Annotated in this window: 20 protein-coding genes; 11 read left to right on the forward strand and 9 right to left on the reverse strand. The window is 74.5% G+C overall.

The window, feature by feature from the left end; translation table 11 throughout:
- The first annotated feature begins 30 nt into the window (after positions 1–30).
- Positions 31–1,554 carry an NCS1 family nucleobase:cation symporter-1 gene (locus AB0946_RS30085; protein ID WP_366763808.1) on the forward strand — a complete coding sequence of 508 codons (1,524 nt, stop codon included), beginning with the start codon at positions 31–33 and terminating at the stop codon, positions 1,552–1,554.
- Positions 1,555–1,682: 128 nt separating this feature from the next.
- Here AB0946_RS30085 and AB0946_RS30090 read toward each other — a convergent pair whose 3' ends face one another.
- The 4 genes from AB0946_RS30090 to AB0946_RS30105 all read right to left on the reverse strand — a co-directional run bounded on the left by AB0946_RS30090 (position 1,683) and on the right by AB0946_RS30105 (position 4,876).
- Positions 1,683–2,351 carry a hypothetical protein gene (locus AB0946_RS30090; RefSeq protein ID WP_366763809.1) on the reverse strand — a complete coding sequence of 223 codons (669 nt, stop codon included), beginning with the start codon at positions 2,349–2,351 and terminating at the stop codon, positions 1,683–1,685.
- 184 nt (positions 2,352–2,535) lie between these two features.
- Positions 2,536–3,600, reverse strand: coding sequence for a biotin/lipoate A/B protein ligase family protein (locus AB0946_RS30095; protein ID WP_366763810.1), 1,065 nt, complete (start codon positions 3,598–3,600; stop codon positions 2,536–2,538).
- 117 nt (positions 3,601–3,717) lie between these two features.
- The gene (locus AB0946_RS30100; protein ID WP_366763811.1) at positions 3,718–4,359 is read right to left on the reverse strand and encodes a flavin reductase family protein; all 642 of its coding nucleotides are present in this window, start codon (positions 4,357–4,359) and stop codon (positions 3,718–3,720) included.
- A gap of 58 nt (positions 4,360–4,417) precedes the next feature.
- The gene (locus tag AB0946_RS30105; protein ID WP_366763812.1) at positions 4,418–4,876 is read right to left on the reverse strand and encodes a MarR family transcriptional regulator; all 459 of its coding nucleotides are present in this window, start codon (positions 4,874–4,876) and stop codon (positions 4,418–4,420) included.
- A 209-nt stretch (positions 4,877–5,085) separates the two neighbouring features.
- Between AB0946_RS30105 and AB0946_RS30110 the strand changes: the two genes are divergently transcribed.
- The 6 genes from AB0946_RS30110 (at position 5,086) to AB0946_RS30135 (ending at position 11,618) form a co-directional block, all read left to right on the forward strand.
- Complete coding sequence (locus AB0946_RS30110) at positions 5,086–6,039, forward strand: ABC transporter permease (protein ID WP_366763813.1); 954 nt, start codon at positions 5,086–5,088, stop codon at positions 6,037–6,039.
- A gap of 139 nt (positions 6,040–6,178) precedes the next feature.
- Positions 6,179–7,999, forward strand: coding sequence for a gamma-glutamyltransferase (locus AB0946_RS30115; protein ID WP_366763814.1), 1,821 nt, complete (start codon positions 6,179–6,181; stop codon positions 7,997–7,999).
- Between the two features lie 108 nt (positions 8,000–8,107).
- A complete protein-coding gene (locus AB0946_RS30120) occupies positions 8,108–8,953 on the forward strand; it encodes an inositol monophosphatase family protein (protein ID WP_366763815.1) in 846 nt (281 codons plus the stop codon).
- An 88-nt stretch (positions 8,954–9,041) separates the two neighbouring features.
- On the forward strand, positions 9,042–10,460 hold the full coding sequence (locus AB0946_RS30125; RefSeq protein WP_366763816.1) for an NAD(P)/FAD-dependent oxidoreductase: 1,419 nt from the start codon (positions 9,042–9,044) through the stop codon (positions 10,458–10,460).
- A 21-nt stretch (positions 10,461–10,481) separates the two neighbouring features.
- A complete protein-coding gene (locus AB0946_RS30130) occupies positions 10,482–10,991 on the forward strand; it encodes an O-acetyl-ADP-ribose deacetylase (RefSeq protein WP_366763817.1) in 510 nt (169 codons plus the stop codon).
- 162 nt (positions 10,992–11,153) lie between these two features.
- Positions 11,154–11,618 carry a hypothetical protein gene (locus AB0946_RS30135; protein WP_366763818.1) on the forward strand — a complete coding sequence of 155 codons (465 nt, stop codon included), beginning with the start codon at positions 11,154–11,156 and terminating at the stop codon, positions 11,616–11,618.
- A gap of 28 nt (positions 11,619–11,646) precedes the next feature.
- Here AB0946_RS30135 and AB0946_RS30140 read toward each other — a convergent pair whose 3' ends face one another.
- Together AB0946_RS30140 and AB0946_RS30145 are read right to left on the reverse strand one after the other, a co-directional pair.
- Positions 11,647–13,380 (reverse strand): PLP-dependent aminotransferase family protein, encoded by a 1,734-nt coding sequence (locus AB0946_RS30140; protein WP_366763835.1) that lies wholly within the window; start codon positions 13,378–13,380, stop codon positions 11,647–11,649.
- 51 nt (positions 13,381–13,431) lie between these two features.
- Positions 13,432–14,139, reverse strand: coding sequence for a phenylalanine--tRNA ligase beta subunit-related protein (locus tag AB0946_RS30145; protein WP_366763819.1), 708 nt, complete (start codon positions 14,137–14,139; stop codon positions 13,432–13,434).
- 341 nt (positions 14,140–14,480) lie between these two features.
- Between AB0946_RS30145 and AB0946_RS30150 the strand changes: the two genes are divergently transcribed.
- From AB0946_RS30150 to AB0946_RS30160, 3 genes are all read left to right on the forward strand, one after another.
- Positions 14,481–15,353, forward strand: coding sequence for a methylenetetrahydrofolate reductase (locus AB0946_RS30150; RefSeq protein ID WP_366763820.1), 873 nt, complete (start codon positions 14,481–14,483; stop codon positions 15,351–15,353).
- An 87-nt stretch (positions 15,354–15,440) separates the two neighbouring features.
- A complete protein-coding gene (locus tag AB0946_RS30155; RefSeq protein ID WP_366763821.1) occupies positions 15,441–16,919 on the forward strand; it encodes an AlkA N-terminal domain-containing protein in 1,479 nt (492 codons plus the stop codon).
- Positions 16,920–16,928: 9 nt separating this feature from the next.
- Positions 16,929–17,420: a methylated-DNA--[protein]-cysteine S-methyltransferase gene (locus AB0946_RS30160; RefSeq protein ID WP_366763822.1), complete on the forward strand. Its 492-nt coding sequence runs from the start codon at positions 16,929–16,931 to the stop codon at positions 17,418–17,420.
- A gap of 39 nt (positions 17,421–17,459) precedes the next feature.
- On the opposite strand, the gene AB0946_RS30165 is transcribed toward AB0946_RS30160, so the two are convergent.
- The 3 genes from AB0946_RS30165 to AB0946_RS30175 all read right to left on the reverse strand — a co-directional run bounded on the left by AB0946_RS30165 (position 17,460) and on the right by AB0946_RS30175 (position 19,920).
- Positions 17,460–18,185, reverse strand: a complete 726-nt coding sequence (locus tag AB0946_RS30165; RefSeq protein WP_366763823.1) for a Sir2 family NAD-dependent protein deacetylase — start codon at positions 18,183–18,185, stop codon at positions 17,460–17,462.
- 138 nt (positions 18,186–18,323) lie between these two features.
- A complete protein-coding gene (locus tag AB0946_RS30170; RefSeq protein ID WP_366763824.1) occupies positions 18,324–18,818 on the reverse strand; it encodes an NUDIX hydrolase in 495 nt (164 codons plus the stop codon).
- 28 nt (positions 18,819–18,846) lie between these two features.
- Entirely contained in the window at positions 18,847–19,920 is a 1,074-nt protein-coding gene (locus AB0946_RS30175) for an ADP-ribosylglycohydrolase family protein (protein WP_366763825.1), read from the reverse strand.
- A gap of 165 nt (positions 19,921–20,085) precedes the next feature.
- On the opposite strand from AB0946_RS30175, the gene AB0946_RS30180 reads away from it, so the two are divergent.
- Entirely contained in the window at positions 20,086–21,222 is a 1,137-nt protein-coding gene (locus AB0946_RS30180; RefSeq protein ID WP_366763826.1) for a glycerate kinase, read from the forward strand.
- The last annotated feature ends 15 nt before the right edge of the window (positions 21,223–21,237 follow it).

A 21,237-nucleotide genomic window follows, 5' to 3' on the forward strand; every position in this document is an offset into this window, starting at 1 on the left:
CCCGATCCGTCTCTCCCGATTGGCCAGCCCATGACCGACACCGCTCCCACGGCCAGACCGATATCCGGCCAGGTCACCCTCCCCGACGGGCGCGTGGAACTCGCCCCCGGCACACCGCCGCCCAGCGGCCCCTACGCCAACCAGGACCTGCTCCCGGTCCCCGTGGCCGGGCGCACCTGGACGACGTACAACTTCTCCGCCCTATGGGTCGGCATGGCCCACAACACCGCCTCCTGGACCCTCGCCTCCGGGCTGATCGCGGTGGGCATGGACTGGAAGCAGGCGGTGTTCACCATCGCCCTCGCCAACCTGATCGTGCTCGTGCCGATGCTGCTGACCGGGCACGCGGGCCCCAAGTACGGCATCCCCTTCCCGGTCTTCGCCCGCGCCTCCTTCGGCGTGCGCGGCGCCAACCTGCCGGCCGTCGTCCGGGCGCTGGTGGCGTGCGGCTGGTTCGGCATCCAGACCTGGATCGGCGGTGAGGCGATCTACTTCCTCGCCGGGAAGCTGATCGGCGACGGCTGGAGGAACGCGGGGCACATCGGCGGCCACGCCTGGACCATGTGGCTGTCCTTCGCCGTCTTCTGGGCGATCCAGGTGGCCATCATCCACCGCGGCATGGAGACCATCCGCCGCTTCGAGAACTGGGCCGCGCCGTTCGTCCTGGTCGGCGCCTTCGTGATGCTGTGGTGGATGAGCGGCAAGGCCGGCGGTGTCGGGCCGCTCTTCGACCAGCCGTCCAAGCTCGGCTGGGGCGGCGACTTCTGGAAGCTGTTCTGGCCCTCCCTCATGGGCATGATCGGCTTCTGGTCGACGCTGTCGCTGAACATCCCCGACTTCACCCGCTACGGCAGGAGCCAGCGCGCGCAGACCTGGGGCCAGGCCCTCGGCCTGCCCACCACCATGACCCTGTTCGCGTTCCTGTCCGTGCTGGTCACCTCCGGCTCGCAGGCCGTGTACGGAGAACCCGTCTGGGACCCGGTGCAGCTCGCGGCGAAGACGGACAACGTGGTCGGCCTGCTGTACGCGCTCGTGACCGTCCTGGTGGCCACACTGTCCGTGAACATCGCCGCCAACCTGGTCTCCCCGGCCTTCGACTTCTCCAACGTCGCGCCCAGGAAGGTCAGTTTCCGCACCGGCGCCCTGATCACCGCCGTCCTCGCCGTACTGATCTGCCCGTGGAAGCTGTACTCCGACCCGCAGGGCTACATCTTCACCTGGCTCGGCCTGGTCGGCGGCCTGCTCGGCACGGTCGCCGGCATCCTCGTCGCCGACTACTGGCTGCTGCGCCGCACCCGTCTGGACCTCGGCGACCTGTACCGCCCGGGCGGCCGGTACTGGTACGCGGGCGGCTGGAACTGGCGGGCGGTCGTCGCCTTCCTGGCGGGCGGTTTCCTCGCGATCGGCGGCGCGAGCCTCAAGCCCCTGGCCGACGGCCGCCCCGTCCCCGCCCTGGCACCCCTCGCGGACTACGGCTGGGCGGTCGGCCTCGGCACCTCCCTGGTGCTGTACCTGGCCCTCACCCTGGCCTCCGGGCGGCGCGCCGGCGGCTGAGCGGACCGGCACCGTCAGGGGCGCGGCGCCCGGGCAGTCGTCGGCCGCGGCCCCGGCCCGGGCCGGCCGCACCGCGCCCTCGCGAACAGCACCGGACGACGTGCCGGGCCATCTGACCGGTGTGCGGCTCAGCCCCGGCCGGTGCCCAGCGCGGCCACCGCGGACTTCGCCGCCTTGATGGCCCCCTTGTTGATCTCGTCCGTACCGGGGGCCTTCTTGCTCTCGAAGTCGCTGCCGTTGTAGGTGACGACGACGAGGGCGTTGGCGGCACGCACCAGCACCACGCCCTCACGGGTCTGCTGGCCGTCCTCCGTGGTGAGGTTGACGACGGAGTAGGCGCCGTCCCCGAGCCCGGGGACGGCCCCGCCGCCGCTCTTCTCGGCGACCCGCTGCTCGTACTCCTTCTTCGCCTGCTGGTCGGACTCGCTGATCTCGAAGGACACGTCGAGCCAGCGGTAGTCGTAGCCCTGGAGCGCGTTCCAGGAGCAGGTGCGGCGCAGTGCGGTGTCCGTGGACGGGATCTCCTTGCCGGCCGTCTTCGCCCCGGGCACCAGGGACTTGACGGTGCCGGCGGGCACGGCGGAGCAGGGGGCGGGCGCGGTGCCGTACGTCTTCGCCGCCGTGGTGGACGACGGGGCGGCGGTGGAGGACCCGGCGGGCGTCTTCTGGGCCGTCGGGTGCCCGGCGGAGGCCGGCGGCGTGGCCGGACCGGACGTCAGCGCCCAGCCGGCACAGGCGAGCACCGCGACCGGCGTCAGACGCGCGGTGAGAGCGAGCGGCAGAGGAAGGGAACGCACGGCGCACTTCTCGTGGGGGAGGGGGTGCGGAAGGGGTCCGCATGGTGGACGGGGACGACAGTCTCACACGACTCCCTGTGCGGCGGAAGGGCCAACTCGCTGCGTACCCACCCGGTCACGGGCGCGCGTTCACGACGTACTGCTCTGCCTGTTATGCACCATCGCCGACGCGGCGCGGGCAGAGCTACGGCACCCTCGCCGTCCACTCCGGCGACGAGAACTTGGTGCGGGCCAGCTCCTCGGCCCGGGCCAGCTCCTCGTCGGTGACCTTGCCCCGCTCCAGGCCGTACCGCGCGCGGAAGGAGGCGATCATCCGGTCGATGACGGCCTCGCGCGCCAGCCCCGTCTGCCGCCGCAGCGGGTCGACCCGCTTCTTCGCGCTCCGGGTCCCCTTGTCGGACAGTTTCTCCCGCCCGATCCGCAGCACCTCGACCATCTTGTCCGCGTCGATGTCGTACGACATGGTCACGTGGTGGAGCACGGCACCCGGGCCGCCGCCGGGGCCGACGATCCGTTTCTGCGCGGCGCCGGCGATCTTGCCCTGGTCGGTCGCGATGTCGTTCAGCGGCTGGTACCAGGCCCGGATGCCCATGTCGCCGAGGGCGCCCAGCACCCAGTCGTCCAGATAGGCGTAGCTGTCCTGGAAGGACAGGCCCTGCACCAGGGACTCGGGCACCGACAGGGAGTAGGTGATCGTGTTGCCCGGCTCCACGAACATCGCGCCGCCGCCGGAGATCCGCCGCACCACCTCGATGCCGTGCCGGGCGGCGCCCTGCGGGTCCACCTCGTTGCGCAGCGACTGGAAGCTGCCGATGATCACCGCCGGCGCGCCCCACTCCCACACCCGCAGCGTCGGCGGCCGCCGGCCCGCGGCCACCTCGGCGGTCAGCACCTCGTCCAGCGCCATGTGCAGGGCGGGCGGCTGCGGGGCCTCGTGGATCAGCTGCCAGTCGTAGTCCGTCCAGTCCGTGGCGTGCGCGAGCGCGCGGCGCACCGCGGTGCCGACGCCCTCCGGCGTCAGCCCGTACATCACCGTCCCCGCCGGCAGCGCCGCCTCGATCCGCGCGGCCAGTCCCGCCGCGTCCGTGTCCGCCGGCGCGCCCTCCAGCGCGCGGTCCACCGCTTCCAGCGCCTCGTCCGGTTCCAGGAAGAAGTCTCCCGCGACGCGCACGTGCCGCAGCACGCCGTCCTCGACGTCCACGTCCACGACGACGAGCTTGCCGCCGGGCACCTTGTACTCACCGTGCACTGCCTGCGCCTCCGTTCCTCCGCGGGGGATCAACGCCGGGTCCGGCCGTGGTGTTCCCCCGCACCGCCGGTCGCGTCCCCCGGCGGTGCGGGAGCTCCTCAGCCGGTCGGCGTCCGCTCAGGGGGAGGGTGGCGGGGGGTGCGGGGGAGAGCCGTTCCCTTCGGGTTCCTCGTAGGGGATGCGGTTCAGGTGGATGATCTTGCCCAGCGTGCCCCACTCGTCGCCCCCGAGCTTGGTGAGGGGCCGCAGCCGCTCGGAGCCGGGCCGGCCGCCGACGATGTACTCCTGCGTCGCGGCGGCGTGCAGCACCCGGCCGAACACGAGGGTGGAGTTGCCCATGCGCAAGGTCGTGTGCGAACGGCATTCCAGCACGACGGGTGAGGCGGCCACCCTGGCCGGGCGGACCCGCAGGCTGGGCTCGCGTTCGATGCCGGCGACGTCGAATTCGCTGACGGTCCGGGGGAAGTCGGTGGCGGTTGCGTTGATCATCCGCAGCAACGGCTCCGAGGAGAAGTTGACGACGAACTCGCCTGTGTCCTCCACGTTGCGCAGCGAGTCCTTGCGGCCGATGGAGGTGAACTGGACGATCGGCGGGTCGGTGCTGGCGATGCTGAAGAAGGAGTGCGGGGCCAGGTTCTCGGTGGTTCCGTCGGGTGTGATCGTGGACACCCAGGCGATCGGGCGTGGGACGACGACGGAGGTCATGAACGTGTAGAAGGCATCGCTGCCCATGACCTCCGGATCGAGTTCGACGCGCATGACGGTGAGTATCCGTGGCAGGCGTGGGCCGGCCCCGCCGAAACGCCGCGGCGTCGGCTCAGCAGTCGCCGACCGGTCCGAGCGCCTGGGGGTTGAGGGCGCCGAGCATGCGCCGGAGGTGGGCACGGACCTGTTCCCGTTCGTCGGGCGCGAACGGCTCCAGAGCCTCCTGTTCGCACGGTTCGACGGCGGCTTCGGCCCGCAGTGCGAGCTCCACGCCGGCGGCCGTGACGGACATCTCGACGATCTTTCCGTGGGTGGGATGGGCCCGCCGTTCGACCAGGCCGCGCTCCACCAGGTCCCGCAGCGCCGTGCCCATGGACTGTGCGGTGATGCCGCAGCGGCGGGCGAGTTCGGCGCTGGACAGGGCCCCGTCCCGGCTCAACCGGACGAGGGCGCTGAACTGTGCCTGGGTCAGCTTGAGCGGGCGCAGCGCCTGGTCCATGCGCTGGACGTACGCCTGCGAGAGCTGCCAGATCAGATAGCCGACGCGCTCGCCGGGGTCCTTCATCGTCATCGACGCCTCCGACGTATCTGTTAACTTATATAAGTTACCTTACACAATCCGAGCGCCGAGGCACCATGTCCGCTACCGCGTCCAGCAGTCGAAGCCATCCCGCCGACACCATGACGGGGCCGGGCCGGCACCGTCACCACCCGGGTCCCCGGACGGACGCGCCCCCCGAGCGCCCGGGTCTGACCGGACCGAAGGCGGTGCTCAAGCCCGTGATCACCGTACTGACCATCGGTCTGGTCTTCGTCAGCGTCTTCCTCGCCGCCTTCCACACCCCCCAGGCGCACCGCCTGCCGGTCGCCGTCGCCGCGTCCGACAAGACCGCGGCACTCTTCGACGTCCGGCTGCAGCGCGTCTCGCCGGACGCCTTCCAGGTCGACCGGTACCCGGACGACGCCTCGGCCCGCCGGGCGGTCGAGCACCGCCGCGCGTACGCCGCGCTGCTGGCCGACGGCGGCAAGCCCGGCATCGTGTACGCGGGTGCCAACGGCCCCGCCGTGTCCGCGCTGGTGGCGCCCCTCGGCAGTCTGTGCGCCCCCGCCTGCCACACCGCGCAGCAGAAGCTGCCCGTGACCGACATCCTTCCCCTGTCGCGGGGGGACAGCCGCGGTCTGTCGGTCTTCTACGCGTCCTTCGGTCTGGTGCTGGCAGGCTTCCTCTTCGGCCAGATGACCTACCAGGTGGCACCGCGCCTGTCCTTCGGGCAACGCCTGTGCAGTCTGACGCTGTTCGCGGTCGTCGGGGGGCTCGCGGCCACACTGATCGCGAGTACGGCCTTCGGCGCCATACCCGGCCCCTTCCTGGGCATCGCGGGACTGGTGGTGCTGATGGCGGGGGCCGTGGCGGCGGCCACCGTGCTCCTGATCCGCGTCTTCGGCCCCGCCGGAGTCCCGGTGGCGTCGATCTTCATGCTGGTCATGGGGAACGCAACGAGCGGTGGGGTGCTCCCGCCCGAGTTCCTGCCGGGCTGGCTGAGGCCCCTCGCCTCGGTGATGCCCGCGGGCGTCGGCGTCCGCGCACTGGACGGGATCGCCTACTTCCACCACGACGGACTGACCAGCGGCGTCCTGGTGCTGTCCGCATGGATCGCGCTGTGCGTCACGGCGCTGTACTTCCTCGACCGGATCGCCGCGTCCGCCGCGATCCTGCACGCCGCGAGACCGTGAGGCACGCCGTCCGGAACAGGACCCGGACGGCGTGCGGAGCGAAACGACCATCCGAGGACGTGCTCACCCTTCCCGGATCTCCCCGCGGACGGTTTTGATGGCGGATATGGCCACCGACGCGCCGACACCGAGGTGAGAGATGCAGTCCACGACCCGGCCCACACTCCAGGGCACCTTCGGCATGGTGTCCTCCACCCACTGGCTCGCCTCCCAGTCGGCGATGGCGGTGCTGGAGGACGGGGGCAACGCGTTCGACGCGGCCGTGGCCGGGGCGTTCGTGCTGCACGTCGTGGAGCCGCACCTCAACGGCCCGGCCGGCGAGGTGCCGATCCTGCTCGCCCCGGCGGGCGGCGCGGTGCGCGTGCTGTGCGGGCAGGGCGTGGCCCCGGCGGGTGCGACGGCGGCCCACTACCGGGGGCTCGGGCTGGACCTCGTACCGGGCACCGGACCGCTCGCCGCCGCCGTGCCCGGTGCCTTCGACGCCTGGCTGCTGCTCCTGCGCGACCACGGCACCAGGTCGCTGGACGACGTCCTGAAGTACGCCATCGGCTACGCCGAGCACGGGCACGCGCCCGTGGAGAACGTCGGCCTGACCGTCGAGAGCGTACGGCGGCTGTTCGAGACCGAGTGGACCTCCTCGGCGGAGCTGTACCTGCCGGGCGGCCGGGCACCCCGTCCCGGCGCCCTGCTGCGCAACCCCGCCCTGGCCGCCACCTGGAAGCGGCTGCTGGCGGAGACCGCCCGCGCGGGCGGCCGGGAGGCCCGGATCGACGCCGCGCGCGAGGTGTGGCGCTCCGGCTTCATCGCCGAGGCCCTGGTACGGCAGTCCCGCCGGCCCACCCTGGACACCAGCGGCGAGCGGCACACCGGCACCCTCACCGAGGCCGACCTCGCCGGCTGGTCGGCGGCCTACGAGACCGCGGTGACGTACGACTGGAACGGCTGGACGGTGTGCAAGGCCGGCCCCTGGAGCCAGGGCCCGGTGCTGCTCCAGCAGCTCGCCCTGCTCCCGCCCGAGCTGCCCGCCTACGGCTCCGCCGACTACGTCCACCTGCTGATCGAGGGCTGCAAGCTCGCCATGGCCGACCGCGAGGCCTGGTACGGGGACGCCGCCGAGGTGCCCCTCGCGGACCTGCTGTCGGACGAGTACAACGCGGCGCGGCGCTCCCTCGTCGGAAAGGAGGCGGACCACGGGCTGCGCCCCGGCAGCCCCGGCGGCCGTGCCCCGCGGCTGCCCGCACAGGCACGCGCGCGCGTGGGGGACGGCGCGGAGCCCGGCTTCGACCCGATGGGCGCCGGCGAGCCGACCGTGGCGCGGCTGCCCGGCGAGCCCGAGGTCGCCGCCGACGGCACGACCCGCGGCGACACCTGCCACCTGGACGTCGTCGACCGCTGGGGCAACATGATCGCGGCCACGCCCAGCGGCGGCTGGCTCCAGTCCAACCCCGTCGTCCCCGAGCTGGGCTTCCCGCTCGGCACCCGCCTGCAGATGACCTGGCTGGAGGAGGGCCTGCCGGGCACCCTCACCCCCGGCCGCCGCCCCCGCACCACCCTCAGCCCGTCCCTCGCGCTGCGCGACGGCGTGCCGGTCATGGCGTTCGGCACGCCCGGCGGGGACCAGCAGGACCAGTGGCAGCTGCACTTCCTCCTGGCCGCCGCCCTGCGCGCCCCCGTCCGCGGCGGCCTCGACCTCCAGGGCGCCATCGACGCCCCCGGCTGGCACAACGACAACCACCCCAGCTCCTTCCACCCGCGCGGCCGGCACGCCGGCGGCGTGACCGTGGAGTCCCGCATGGACGCCGAGGTGATCGAGGAGCTGCGGCGGCGCGGCCACGACGTCACCGTCGGCCCCGCCTGGTCCGAGGGGCGGCTGTGCGCGGTGGCCCGGGACCCGGAGACCGGCGTGCTGTCGGCGGCGGCCAATCCCCGCGGCATGCAGGGGTACGCCGTCGGCCGCTGACGGCCCGGCCCCGCGAACGCCGCCGGTCCCCGCTCTTCATCCCGATTCCACCCCGGGTTCACCGGACGGGGGCGGGGATTGTCAGTGCGACGTGCTCTCATGGGAGGCATGATCGAAGAGACGGAGACCATCGAGGAGTTTCTCGCCCGCTGCTCGGCCGACGTGGAGGAGGCGGTCCGCAAGGCCGCCGCGGCCGAGATCCTGCCCCGCTTCCGCCGCCTCGCCGCGCACGAGGTCGACCAGAAGAGCGGGCCGCACGACCTGGTGACGGACGCCGACCGCCTCGCCGAGCTGCGGCTCACCGAGGACCTCGGCGCCCTGCTGCCCGGCTCGGTCGTCGTCGGCGAGGAGGCGGTGCACGCCGACCCGGCGGTGTACCGGGCACTGCAGGGCGACGTACCGGTGTGGATCGTCGACCCGGTCGACGGCACCCGCCAGTTCGTGCACGGCGACGACGGCTTCTGCACCCTGGTCGCGCTCGCCCGGCGGGGCACCGTGATCGCCTCCTGGACCTACGCGGCGGCACGCGACCAGTTCGCCACCGCCATCCGCGGCCAGGGCGCACACCTCGACGGCGAGCGGCTGTTCGCGGGGCCGCCCACGCCCGGCCGGGACCTCGTCGTCGCCACCTCCCACCCGGACTACACCACCGACGAGCAGAAGCGCGCGCTGCGCTCCCTGTGGACCGAGGGCGTCGCCCCGCGCGCGTGCGGCTCGGCGGGCCTGGAGTACCTCGCCGTGGCCCGGGGCGAGCTGGACGCCGTGGCGTTCTCCTGGGAGGCCGCCTGGGACCACGCGGCCGGCCTGCTCCTGGTCGAGGAGGCGGGCGGCACGCACCTCACCCTGACCGGCGAGCCGTTCCGCGTCACCGGCGGCAACGCCCTGCCGTTCACGGCCGCCCGGGACGCCGCGACCGCCCGCCGGGTGGCGGACCTGCTGCGCACCGGGTCCTGACCTGCCGGGACCACCCGGGCCGGGGCAGTGTCGGACCCCCGGCATATCCTGATCCCGAATGGCCGTCGGCTGACGAAGGGGTCCGAAGGTGCCGTCGATGCTCGATGCGGTCGTGGTGGGTGCGGGACCGAACGGACTGACCGCAGCCGTGGAGCTGGCCCGCCGCGGCTTCTCCGTGGCCCTGTTCGAGGCGAAACCCACCGTCGGCGGCGGCGCCCGCACCGAGGAGCTGACCCTGCCCGGCTTCCGGCACGACCCGTGCTCGGCCGCGCACCCCCTCGGCATCAACTCCCCGGCGTTCCGCGCCCTTCCGCTCGACCGGTACGGCCTTAAATGGCTGCACGCCCCGCTGCCCATGGCCCACCCGTTCCCGGACGGCACCGCGGCCGTGCTCTCCCGCTCGGTCGCCGAGACCGCCGCCTCCTTCGGACCGCGTGACGCGGGCGCGTACCGCAGACTGGTCGAGCCGCTCCTCGCCCACTGGGACACCCTCGTCCGGGACTTCATGTCCCTGCCGCTGACCGCGCTGCCCCGCGACCCCGTCACCCTGGCCCGCTTCGGCCTGGCCGGGCTCCCGCCGTCCACCTGGCTGATGCGCCGCTTCAAGGACGAACGGTTCAAGACGCTCTTCGCCGGGCTGGTCGGCCATGTGATGGCACCGCTGGGCGGCCTGGCCACCAGCGCCATCGGACTCGTCTTCGCCCTCTCCGCGCACGCCCGCGGCTGGCCGGTGCCCCGCGGCGGCTCCCAGGCCATCTCCGACGCCCTCGCCGCCTACCTGACCGACCTCGGCGGCGCCGTGCACACCGACTACGAGGTCAAGCGCCTCGACGACCTGCCGCCCGCGCGCGCGTACGTCTTCGACACCTCGCCCGCCGCGCTCGCCCGGATCGCCGGCTTCGGCGACCACTACGCGCGCTACCGCTACGGCCCCGGCGTCTTCAAGATCGACTACGCGCTGGACGGCCCGGTGCCCTGGACCGCGCCCGAGGCCCGCACCGCCGGCACCGTCCAGATCGGCGCGAGCCACACCGAGATCGGCACCGCCCTGCGCGCCGTCTCCCGCGAGGGCCGCGCCCCCGACCGGCCGTTCATGATCACCGTGCAGCCCAGCCTGGTCGACCCCACCCGCGCCCCCGACGGCAAGCACGTCTTCTGGGCCTACGGCCATGTGCCGAACGGCTGGTCAGGCGACCTCACCGACGCCATAGAACGCCAGCTGGAGCGCTACGCCCCCGGCTTCCGCGACCGTGTGCTCGCCCGCGCCACCGCCGGACCCGCCGAGATGGCCGCCCGCAACGCCAACTACGTCGGCGGCGACATCGCCTGCGGCGCGGCCTCCGGACTCCAGTTGCTGCTGCGCCCCAAGCCGACCCTGTTCCCGTACCACACCCCCCACCCGGCCGTCTTCATCTGCTCCTCGGCCACCCCGCCCGGGCCCGGTGTCCACGGGATGTCCGGACACAACGCGGCCAAGGCGGTCTGGCGGAGACTGAGACAGACCTGACGACCACCAGCCGAGGCAGACATGACCGCCATCACCCTCGTCCAGGGCGACATCACCCGGCAGCACGCCGACGCCATCGTCAACGCGGCCAACTCCTTCCTGCTCGGCGGCGGAGGCGTGGACGGCGCGATCCACCGCCGGGGCGGCCCCGCCATCCTCGAGGAGTGCCGCGCCCTGCGCGCCTCCCGGTACGGAAAGGGCCTCCCCACGGGCCGGGCGGTCGCCACCACGGCGGGCGACCTGGACGCCCGCTGGGTGATCCACACCGTGGGACCCGTCTGGTCCGCCACCGAGGACCGCTCCGGCCTGCTCGCCTCCTGCTACCGCGAGTCCCTGCGCGTCGCCGACGAACTCGGCGCCCGGACCGTCGCCTTCCCGGCCGTCTCCACCGGCGTCTACCGGTGGCCGATGCAGGACGCGGCCCGCATCGCGGTGGAGACCGTACGGAACACGCCGACGGCGGTGGAGGAGGCGCGGTTCGTGCTCTTCGACGAACGGGCGTACGCGGCGTTCGCCCGGCAGGCCGGCTGACGCACGCCGCCGCCGACCGGCTCCGGCCGATCGAGCGATGCCACCCGAACGGCGTATCCCTCGGTGCGCCCGGCGGCTGCCTGGCCAACGCTCGGAGTGCCCACCCGCTCCCCGGGAGCGCGCGGGCATCCGGACGAACGGGGAGGCAGAAAGGACACGCTCATGAGCCAGGCAGCGCAGCCCACCGGACCGACCAGCCCGGGCGGCAAGTGGCCGCCGCGGCAGCCCGGCGCCCGGAGCGGCGCCTGGGCGACCGGCGGCGTGACGTTCGCCGGGGTCCTGATGGTGTGCAGCGGCCTCCTCGCCCTCTTCCAGGGGATCGCCGCCGTCACCGGGGACGCCGTCTACTACCGCATCGGCAGCTACATCTACAAGATGAACCTCACCGGCTGGGGCACGATCCACATCGTCATCGGCGCCCTGGTCCTGGCGACGGGCGTGGGCCTGCTCATGCACATGGCCTGGGCCCGAGCCGTCGGTATGGTCCTCGTCGCGTTCAGCCTCATCACCCAGTTCCTGTTCCTGCCGTACGCGCCCGTGTGGTCACTGATCCTGCTGGCCATCGACGTCTTCGTGCTCTGGGCGCTGGCGTCCGGCCACGAATCCGGTCACGAGGCGGCGGGCTGAGACCCCGCCGGCGTCCGGCCCGCCCCCGTCACCCCAGCTCACGCAGGGTCCTGCCGAGCAGCGCCACGCCCTGCGCCACGACACCCGGCGCGGTGGCCGCGTAACCGAGGACGAGACCGGGCGGTCCGGGCGCCTGCCGGTGCCAGGACAGCGGCTGGCACTTCACACCCCGCGCGAGCGCCGCCGCCGCGAACTCCGTGTCGGGCACGTCGGAGGCGTACGTCACCGTCAGGTGCAGGCCCGCCGCGGCCCCGTGCACCCGCGCCCCCGGAAGGTGCTCGGCGAGCGCGGCGATCATCGCGTCCCTGCGCCTGCGGTGGCGCCCGCGCACCAGCCGCAGGTGCCGCTCCAGCTCCCCGGACCGCATCAGCCGGGCGAGCACCAGCTGCGGCAGCACCGCGTTGCCCAGGTCGTTGAAGCGTTTGGCGTCGGTCAGCGCCGTGCGGTAGCGGGCCGGTGCCACCAGCCAGCCGATCCGCAGCGCAGGCGCGAGCAGTTTCGACACACTGCCCAGGTAGCAGACCCGGTCGGCCAGCAGGGCGCGCAGCGCCGGGACCGGGGGCCGGTCGTAGCGGTGCTCCGCGTCGTAGTCGTCCTCCAGGATCAGCCCGCCGTGCCGCGCCCACTCCAGCAGTTCCCGACGGCGTTCGCCGCTGAGCACCACGCCGGTGGGGAACTGATGGGCGGGCGTGAGCAGGACGGCCCGGGCGCCGGTCGCCCGCAGCGCGTCGACCCGTACGCCCTCCTCGTCGACCGGCACCGGCGGGGTGGCCAGGCCACCGTTGCGCAGGTGCTGGCGGGCCCCCAGCGAGCCGGGCTCCTCCACCGCGACCGCGTGGACGCCGTCCGCCCGCAGCACCGGGTGCAGCAGGGTGAGCGCCTGCGCGGTGCCCGCGACGATCAGCACCGCGTCCGGGTCCACGCGCACTCCCCGCACCCGCGCGAGCCAGTCGGCGACGGCCCGCCGCAGCGGGGACGCGCCGCGCGGGTCGCCGTAGCCGAGCTGCTCGGCGGAGAGTTCGGCCAGCACGGCCCGCTCGGCCCGCAGCCAGGCGGCGCGGGGAAAGGTGGTGAGGTCGGGCCGGCCAGGCGTGAAGTCGACGGCGGCCGGCGCGGCCCGCAAGGCGTCGAACACCTCCGCGCCTGGGTCCCCACCGAACAGCCCGCCGGATCCACCGCCCTCCCCGGGATGCGGCCCGGCGGACCCGCCGACGCGGTCACCGGCGCACGGGCGGGCGGGCCCGTCGTCCGCTCCCTGACCGGCGTACCGCCCTTCCGGCCGGCCGGCACGCTCACGCCCGGACGACCCGGCCAGGTCGCCGGCGTCACCCGGGCGGCCCCGCCCACCGGCGACGCCGGCGCTTGAGGCACCGGCACCGTTCCCGCCGCCCACCCCCCGCACACCCGGCGACCCGCTCGCACCCGCCGCGTCCCCCGTTCGCGGCACGCCCCCGTCCCCGGGCCGCTCACCCGCAGCCGGCGGCGGCACGGTGGCGAACGGCGCCGCCACCACCACCGTGCCGCCGCGGCGGCGGCCCGCCACCTGGCCGTCCTCGGCGAGGCGCCGGTACGCCTCGGTCACCACGCCCCGCGACACGCGCAGTTCCGCGGCGAGCACCCGGGTCGGCGGCAGTCTGCTGCCCACCGTCAGCCGGCCGTCGGCTATGGCCTGCCGCAGCCGTGCGGCCAGCCACTCCGCCTTCCCGCCCGCGGGCACGTCGGTGACCGCCAGTTGCAGGAAGTCCGAGCCGCGTGCCGGCATCTCCACCGTGTCCCGCCCCTCGTCCACCCCGCCCATACTGCCCTCGGCCGGTCAGTCCCCGAAGACGAACTCCGCGGCGGCCGGGGTGAGCACGGCCGCCGCCGTGGTGGCCGCCCAGTGCGCCGCCACCTCCTCCTCGACCGTCTTCAGCACCTCGGCCACGCTCTGCGCGCCGCCCTCGTGCATCGCCTCCGTCACCACCAGCACCCTCCCGGTGTGCGTGCCGACCGCCGAGTGGCCGCTCTGCCGGTGCGTCCAGCGGCGGGCGTGGGCCCGGCCCGCGGAGTCGACGAAGGTCACCTCGCCGGGTGACGGACGCTCGACGGCGCCGCCGAACGCCGTGTACGTCTCGTCCCCGAGGGCCGGGCGCACCTCCAGCAGCGGCCCGGTGATCCGGTCGACGTCGAGGACGGCCACCGGAACGGCGTACGCCACCGAGATCGCGTTGCACAGGTCCACCAGCGGATGGATGCGCGGCAGCGCGCCCTCCTTGCGCAGCCGGCGCAGCAGTGACTCGGAGGCGGACCGGTACTGCGTCGGCTTCAGCCCCATCCGGGCGAAGGCCCGCCGCCAGGCCAGCACCTCGGGGAACTCGCCCTCGGTGGCTCCCGCCAGCCGTGCGACGGCCCGGGCGGTGTACGCGGCGGCGCGGGGCCCGGTGTCCACGGGGGCGCCGACGCCGGCGGCGTACAGCGCACCGGCGGACAGGCCGGGGAAGGCGGCCCGGACCGGTTCGGCATGCCGGAATCGCACGGTCACGCCACCACCGCTCGGGCTGCCGGGTTCGACGAAACGCTCAACGGGACCTCCTCGACGATCGGAACCCCCACCCTGCCCACCCCTTGGCCCGACGACCAGAACCAAACAAGGCCCGTTTCACCGGTCCATAACCCGGCACGGGACGGACATCAGCGTTCCGTCCTCACCGGCCCACCGGCCTCGCCGCGGTCCGCCCGCCCACCAGCCGTCCCCGCCCCCGGCCCACACGAACACCGACCCCGCATGACATCATCGGCCGGGCCCGCACCCCCCGTGGCGGCCGCGGCGCGCCGTGTCGCCGTACGAGGAGCACGAGGAGTACGAGGAGCACGAGGAGCACGATGGACCCCGCGCTGCTGGACGACTTCTCCCTGGAGATGACCGGCAAGGACGTGCCCGGGCTGGAGGAGGCGCGGGACGGCATCCCGCCCGGCACCCGGATCAACATCACGTTCCTGGCCGGCGAGGACACCCCGACCCGGCTGGCCGCCGCCCGGGCGGTCAAACGGCTCGGTTTCGTCCCCGTACCGCACCTCTCCGCCCGCCGCCTGCCCTCCCGGGCCGCCCTGGAGGAGTTCCTCGCCGGGCTCGCGGCCGACGGCACCGCCGGGAACGTGTTCGTCGTCGGCGGCGACCCGGCCCGGCCCGAGGGGCCCTACGAGGACGCCCTCGCCGTCCTGCGCACCGGGCTGCTGCGTCCCCACGGCGTCCGGCACGTGGGGATCGCCGGCTACCCCGAGGGCCACCCCGGCATAGCCGACCGGCTGCTGTGGTCGGCGCTCACGGACAAGGCGGCGGTCCTCGGGGCCGACCGGTTCACGGGCGACGTCATCACCCAGTTCGGCTTCGACGTCGACCCGGTGCTCGCCTGGCTGGAGGCCCTCCGCGCGCGGGGCGTGACCCTGCCCGTCCGCGTCGGCGTCCCCGGACCGGCGGGGGTGCGCCGGCTGCTGCGCTACGCCGGCCGGTTCGGCGTCGGCACCAGTGCCTCCGTGGCCCGCAAGTACGGCCTCTCGCTGACCAACCTGATGGGCACGGCCGGCCCGGACCGCTTCCTGCACGCACTGGCCGACCGCTACGACCCGGCCCGGCACGGCACGGTGAAGGTGCACTTCTACACGTTCGGCGGTCTGCGGGCCACCGCCGACTGGATCACCCGCTTCCGCCACGGAACCGAACACCTGAGTGAGGTGCGAGAGACCGCTCGATCATGAGATAAGCGGCCGGGGGTCCTGGCCAGGCCCACATTGATGTCGGATTCCCGCCAGCGGCCGGGGCGCGCGCCGGGCCATGCTGGACGTATGCAGACAGGGATGCCCCTCGACCGGGAGCACTGCGTACGCGCCGTGCGGTCCAAGGACGCGCGCTTCGACGGATGGTTCTTCACGGCCGTCCTGACCACCCGGATCTACTGCCGGCCGAGCTGCCCGGTCGTGCCGCCCAAGCCGGAGAACATGACGTTCTACCCGAGCGCCGCCGCCTGCCAGAACGCCGGGTTCCGGGCCTGCAAGCGCTGCCGCCCGGACACCAGCCCGGGTTCCCCGGAGTGGAACGCGCGCGCCGACCTCGTCGCCCGGGCCATGCGGCTGATCGCCGACGGGGTCGTGGACCGCGAGGGCGTGCCGGGGCTCGCCGCCCGGCTCGGCTACAGCACCCGGCAGGTGGAGCGCCAGCTCCTCGCCGAGCTGGGCGCCGGCCCCCTCGCACTCGCCCGCGCGCAGCGGGCCCAGACCGCGCGGCTGCTCATCGAGACCACGGCCCTGCCGATGGCCGAGATCGCGTTCGCGGCCGGATTCGCCTCCGTCCGCGCCTTCAACGACACCGTCCGCGAGGTCTTCGCGCTGTCCCCGAGCGAGCTGCGCGCCCGGGCCCCGAAGAGCGGCGCGGGCACCCCCGGCGTGCTCTCCCTGCGGCTGCCCTTCCGCGCCCCGCTGAACCCGTCCAACCTGTTCGGCCACCTCGCCGCCACCGCCGTGCCCGGTGTCGAGGAGTGGCGCGACGGCGCCTACCGCCGCACCCTGCGACTGCCGTACGGCCACGGCATCGCCGCGCTCGCGCCCCGCCCCGACCACATCGCCTGCCGCCTCACCCTGAGCGACCTGCGCGATCTGACCGTGGCCATCAGCCGCTGCCGCCGCCTGCTCGACCTGGACGCCGACCCGCTGGCGGTCGACGGCCATCTGCGCACCGACCCCTCCCTCGCGCCCCTGGTCGACCGGGCCCCGGGCCGCCGGGTGCCGCGCACGGTCGACGAGGCCGAGTTCGCCGTCCGGGCCGTGCTCGGACAGCAGGTCTCCACGGCCGCCGCCCGCACCCACGCGGCCCGCCTGGTCACCGCGCACGGCAAGCCCCTGGACGACCCCGAGGGCGGCCTCACCCACCTGTTCCCCTCACCCGAGGCGCTGGCCGCCGTCGACCCCGAGAGCCTGGCGATGCCCCGGACCCGGCGCACCACCTTCACCACCCTCGTCCGCGAACTCGCCGACGGCGGCCTGCACCTCGGCGTGGAGGCCGACTGGGCCGAGGCCCGGGCCCGGCTGCTCGCGCTGCCCGGCTTCGGGCCCTGGACGGTGGACGTCATCGCCATGCGCGCCCTCGGTGACCCCGACGCCTTCCTCCCCACCGACCTCGGCATCCGGCGCGCCGCGAAGGAGCTGGGCCTGCCGGCCACCCCGGCCGCGCTCACCGCCCGCGCGGAGACGTGGCGGCCCTGGCGGTCGTACGCGGTGCAGTACCTGTGGGCGACGGACAGCCACCCGATCAACTTCCTCCCGGCCTGAAGGGCTCCGATGAACCACCACACCGTGATCGACAGCCCGTACGGGCCGCTCACCCTCGTCGCCGACGCCGACGGCGCCCTGTGCGGCCTGTACATGGTGGACCAGCGGCACCGCCCCGGCGAGGAGCGGTTCGGCCCGCGCGACGACAGCCTGCCCGTCTTCGCCGAGACGGCCGAGCAGCTGACGGCGTACTTCTCGGGCGAGACCAAGGAGTTCACCGTCCGGCTCGGCCTGCACGGCACACCGTTCCAGCGCGACGTCTGGCGGCAGCTGACCGCCATCCCGTACGGCGAGACCCGCACCTACGGCGAACTGGCCGACGCCCTCGGCAACCCCCGGGCCTCCCGCGCCGTGGGCCTCGCCAACGGCCGCAATCCCGTGGGCATCATCGTCCCCTGCCACCGTGTGATCGGCTCCGACGGCAGCCTCACCGGCTACGGCGGCGGCCTGGACCGCAAGCGCCGCCTGCTGGACTTCGAACGGGGATCCGTGCTGTTCTGACCCCGGTCCGGCCCCGCCGACGGCGCCGGCCGGGCGTCCTCAGCCGCTCAGCGTGCGCAGGAGCGCGGGCAGCGCGGTGCCGATCGGTTCCCGGACGACCTCGTCGGCCCGGTCGTCGTAGGGCGTGGGCTCGGCGTTCACGATGACGAGGCGCGCGCCGTGGTCGGCGGCCACGCCGGCGAGGCCGGCGGCGGGCTGCACCTGGAGGCTGCTGCCGACGGCGATGAACACCTGGCAGGCCTTGGTGACCGCCACGGCCTGCCCGAGGACCACCGGGTCCAGCCGCTCGCCGAACATCACCGTCGCCGACTTCAGGATGCCGCCGCACTCCAGGCACGGCGGGTCCGTCTCGCCGGCCTCCACCCGGGCGAGGGCGTCCTCCATCGGCCCCCGGGCCCCGCACCCGGTGCACACCACGCCGCGGGCGCTGCCGTGGAGTTCGAGCACCTTGCGGGCGGGCATACCGGCGAGCTGGTGCAGGCCGTCCACGTTCTGCGTGATGACCCGGACCGGGACGCCGGGCCTCTCCAGCTCGGCGACGGCCCGGTGCGCCGCGTTCGGCCGGGCCTGGAGCGTCCGGTTCTCGCGGCGCATCTGCCAGGAGCGCCGCCGGATCTCCGGGTCCGTCATGTAGTACTCGTACGTCACGAGCTTCTCGGCCTCCGGGTCGCGCCGCCACAGTCCGTTCGGCCCGCGGTAGTCCGGGATGCCGGAGTCGGTGGAGATACCGGCCCCGCTGAGCAGGGCGACGAGGGGCTTGGCCATGGCACCGAGGGTAGGGCGGGCGGCGTGGCCGCCGCGAGCGGATAACCGCGGGCGCCGCACACAGGCGCGGGACGACGCGCGGTGGGCGGCGGGCCGCGCGACACGCGGGGCCGGTCGGCCGTACGGCGGGCCGGACGGTCAGGCCACGCGGTGGCCGTTCTCCAGTTCCGCCGTGCCGGAGCCGTCCGCGAGGACGTCCAGCGCGGCCAGTACGCGGCGGCCCAGCGCCCCGGGCAGATGGGCGGTGAGGTCCTCGCGGGCGACCAGGCGCCAGGAGAGCAGCTCCTCCTCCTGCAGACGGATGGCCTTCAGCTCGTCCCCGGTCAGGACACCGCCGTCGTACAGGTACGCCACCAGCGGCGGCCGGCCCCTGCCGTGCACCCAGTCCACGGCCAGCAGCCGGCCGAGTTCCCGGTCGAGCCCGATCTCCTCCAGCGTCTCCCGGCGGGCACCCTGGCGCGGCGTCTCCCCGTCGTCGGACTCGATGGTCCCGCCCGGAAGGGCCCAGCCGTCACGGTAGTTGGGTTCGACGAGCAGCACCCGCCCCTCGGCGTCCCGGAAGAGGGCGGCGGCCCCGGCGAGGACACGGGGCAGGCTCGCGATGTACGCGGCGAAATCCTGGGTCGTGGTCATTGGGGAAGGGTAACCAGCCGGCCGCCGGCTACGTCCCGCTCGTCGCAAGGCGCAGGGTGCGTTCGGCCAGCGCGCTGATCCGCACGCCGTCGAAGCCGAACACCGCGCTGCGCACCGTGTCCTCCAGCGGGTCCCGCCAGTGCGCCGGAACGGCCTGCGCCCCGGTGAGGACCCCGGCCACCGAACCGGCCGTCGCCCCGTTGGAGTCGGTGTCCAGGCCGCCGCGCACGGTCAGGGCGATGGTCCGGGTGAAGTCGCCGTCGCCGTACAGCAGTCCGGCGGTGAGGACGGCGGCGTTCGGGACCGTGTGGATCCAGCCGAGCCCCGCGGTCTCCGCGGACACCGTGGCCAGGGTCTCCTCCCAGGGCAGCCGCGCCTCGTGCAGGCTCGCCACCCGCCGCACGGTCCGGGCCAGCCGGCTGCTCGCCGGGACGACCGAGAGCGCGGTGTCCAGGGCGTCCCGGACGCCCGGGGCGGTGAACGCGGCCGAGATCAGCGCGGCCGCCCACATCGCGCCGTACACGCCGTTGCCGGTGTGCGAGAGCACCGCGTCCCGGCGGGCCAGACCGGCGGCCCGGACGGGATCGCCGGGACAGGTCCAGCCGTAGACGTCGGCGCGGATCAGCGCGCCGATCCACTCCTGGTAGGGGTTGTCGTACGTCGCCGTCAGCGGCGGTTTCAGCCCGTTGGCGAGGTTGCGGTACGCGGCGCGCTCCGCCGTGAACGTCTGCAGGTACGGCAGCCTGAGCAGCCACAGGTCGCCGACCTGCTCGGTGCTGAAGCCGAAGCCGTGGGTCTCCAGCAGGTGCAGGCCGAGGATCGCGTAGTCGACGTCGTCGTCCCGGCAGCTGCCGTGGATCCGGCCGCGCACGCAGGCGCGCCACTCCGGGCGCAGGACGGCGGCCTCCTCCGCGTCGGCCGGCTCGGGCAGGTAGTCGGTCAGCGGCAGGGCCGCGGCCCGGCGCAGATAGCGGTCGATGCGGTCGCGCGTCCACACCTCGCCCTGCTCGACCGGCTTGCCGAGCATGTTGCCCGCGATCCGGCCGAGCCAGCCGCCGTGGACGCGGTCGGCCAGGTCCGGACCGCTGCGCTGGGTGCTCATGGCAGGGGTGTACCCACTTCGTCCGGCCGTCTCCCAGTGCCTTGACCAGGGTTCGGGCGGGGCATGACGGCGGGGGTGCCCTGCGGTTATGGTCACAGCGGCGCGACTGGCCCCGACGTGCGCGGGGCCCGGAAGCAAGGGGAATGCAAGGTGGCGGACGCTGCAGTGAACGAGACCCGTCGGGTGCTCATCGCCGCGGACAAGTTCAAGGGCTCGCTGACGGCCGTGCAGGTCGCCGAGCGGGTGACGGCCGGGCTGCGCCGGGTCGTGCCGGACCTCCAGGTGGAGGCGCTGCCCGTGGCCGACGGCGGTGACGGGACCGTGGACGCGGCGGTCGCGGCCGGTTTCGAGCGCCGGGAGGTGCGGGTCGCCGGGCCGCTCGGCGATGAGGTCACGGCCGCGTTCGCGCTGCGCGGAGGCACCGCGGTGGTGGAGATGGCCGAGGCGAGCGGCCTGCAACGGCTGCCCGCCGGGGTCTTCGCACCGCTGACCGCCTCGACGTACGGCTCCGGGGAGCTGCTGCGCGCCGCGCTCGACGCGGGCGCGCGGACGATCGTGTTCGGCGTCGGCGGCAGCGCCACGACGGACGGCGGCGCGGGCATGCTGTCCGCGCTGGGCGCGCGGTTCCTGACCGAGGAGGGCGAGCCGGTGCCGCCGGGCGGCGGCGGACTCGCCGGCCTCGCGCGGGCGGACCTGTCCGGCCTGGACCCGCGGCTGTCCTCGGTCGAGCTGGTGCTGGCCAGCGATGTCGACAACCCGCTGACCGGCCCGCAGGGCGCGCCGGCGGTGTACGGCCCGCAGAAGGGGGCCTCGCCGGACGACGTGGCGACGCTGGACGCGGCGCTGGCCCACTTCGCGAAGGTGCTGGAAGCGGAGACCGGGCCGCGGGCCGCCGGGTACGCGGCGGCGCCGGGTGCGGGCGCGGCCGGGGGCATCGGCTACGGCGCCCTGCTGCTCGGTGCGCGGTTCCGCCCCGGCATCGAGGTGATGCTCGACGTGCTGGGCTTCGCGCCGGCCCTGGAGCGGGCCTCGCTGGTGATCACCGGGGAGGGGTCGCTCGACGAGCAGACGCTGCACGGCAAGGCGCCGGCGGGGGTCGCCGCGGCGGCGCGGGCGGCGGGCAAGGAGGTCGTGGCGGTGTGCGGGCGGCTGGCGCTGCCGACGGAGGCGCTGCTGCGGGCCGGCATCGCCCGGGCCTACCCCCTGACGTCCGTCGAGCCCGACGTCGCCAGGTGCATCGCGGACGCGGGGCCGATCCTGGAACGGGTCGCGGCGCGGCTGGCCGAGGACCACCTGAGCTGAGCCCCCGGGGCGCAG

Source organism: Streptomyces sp. NPDC046870 (genome assembly GCF_040704595.1).
In the GTDB taxonomy this organism is placed as follows: domain Bacteria; phylum Actinomycetota; class Actinomycetes; order Streptomycetales; family Streptomycetaceae; genus Streptomyces; species Streptomyces argyrophylli.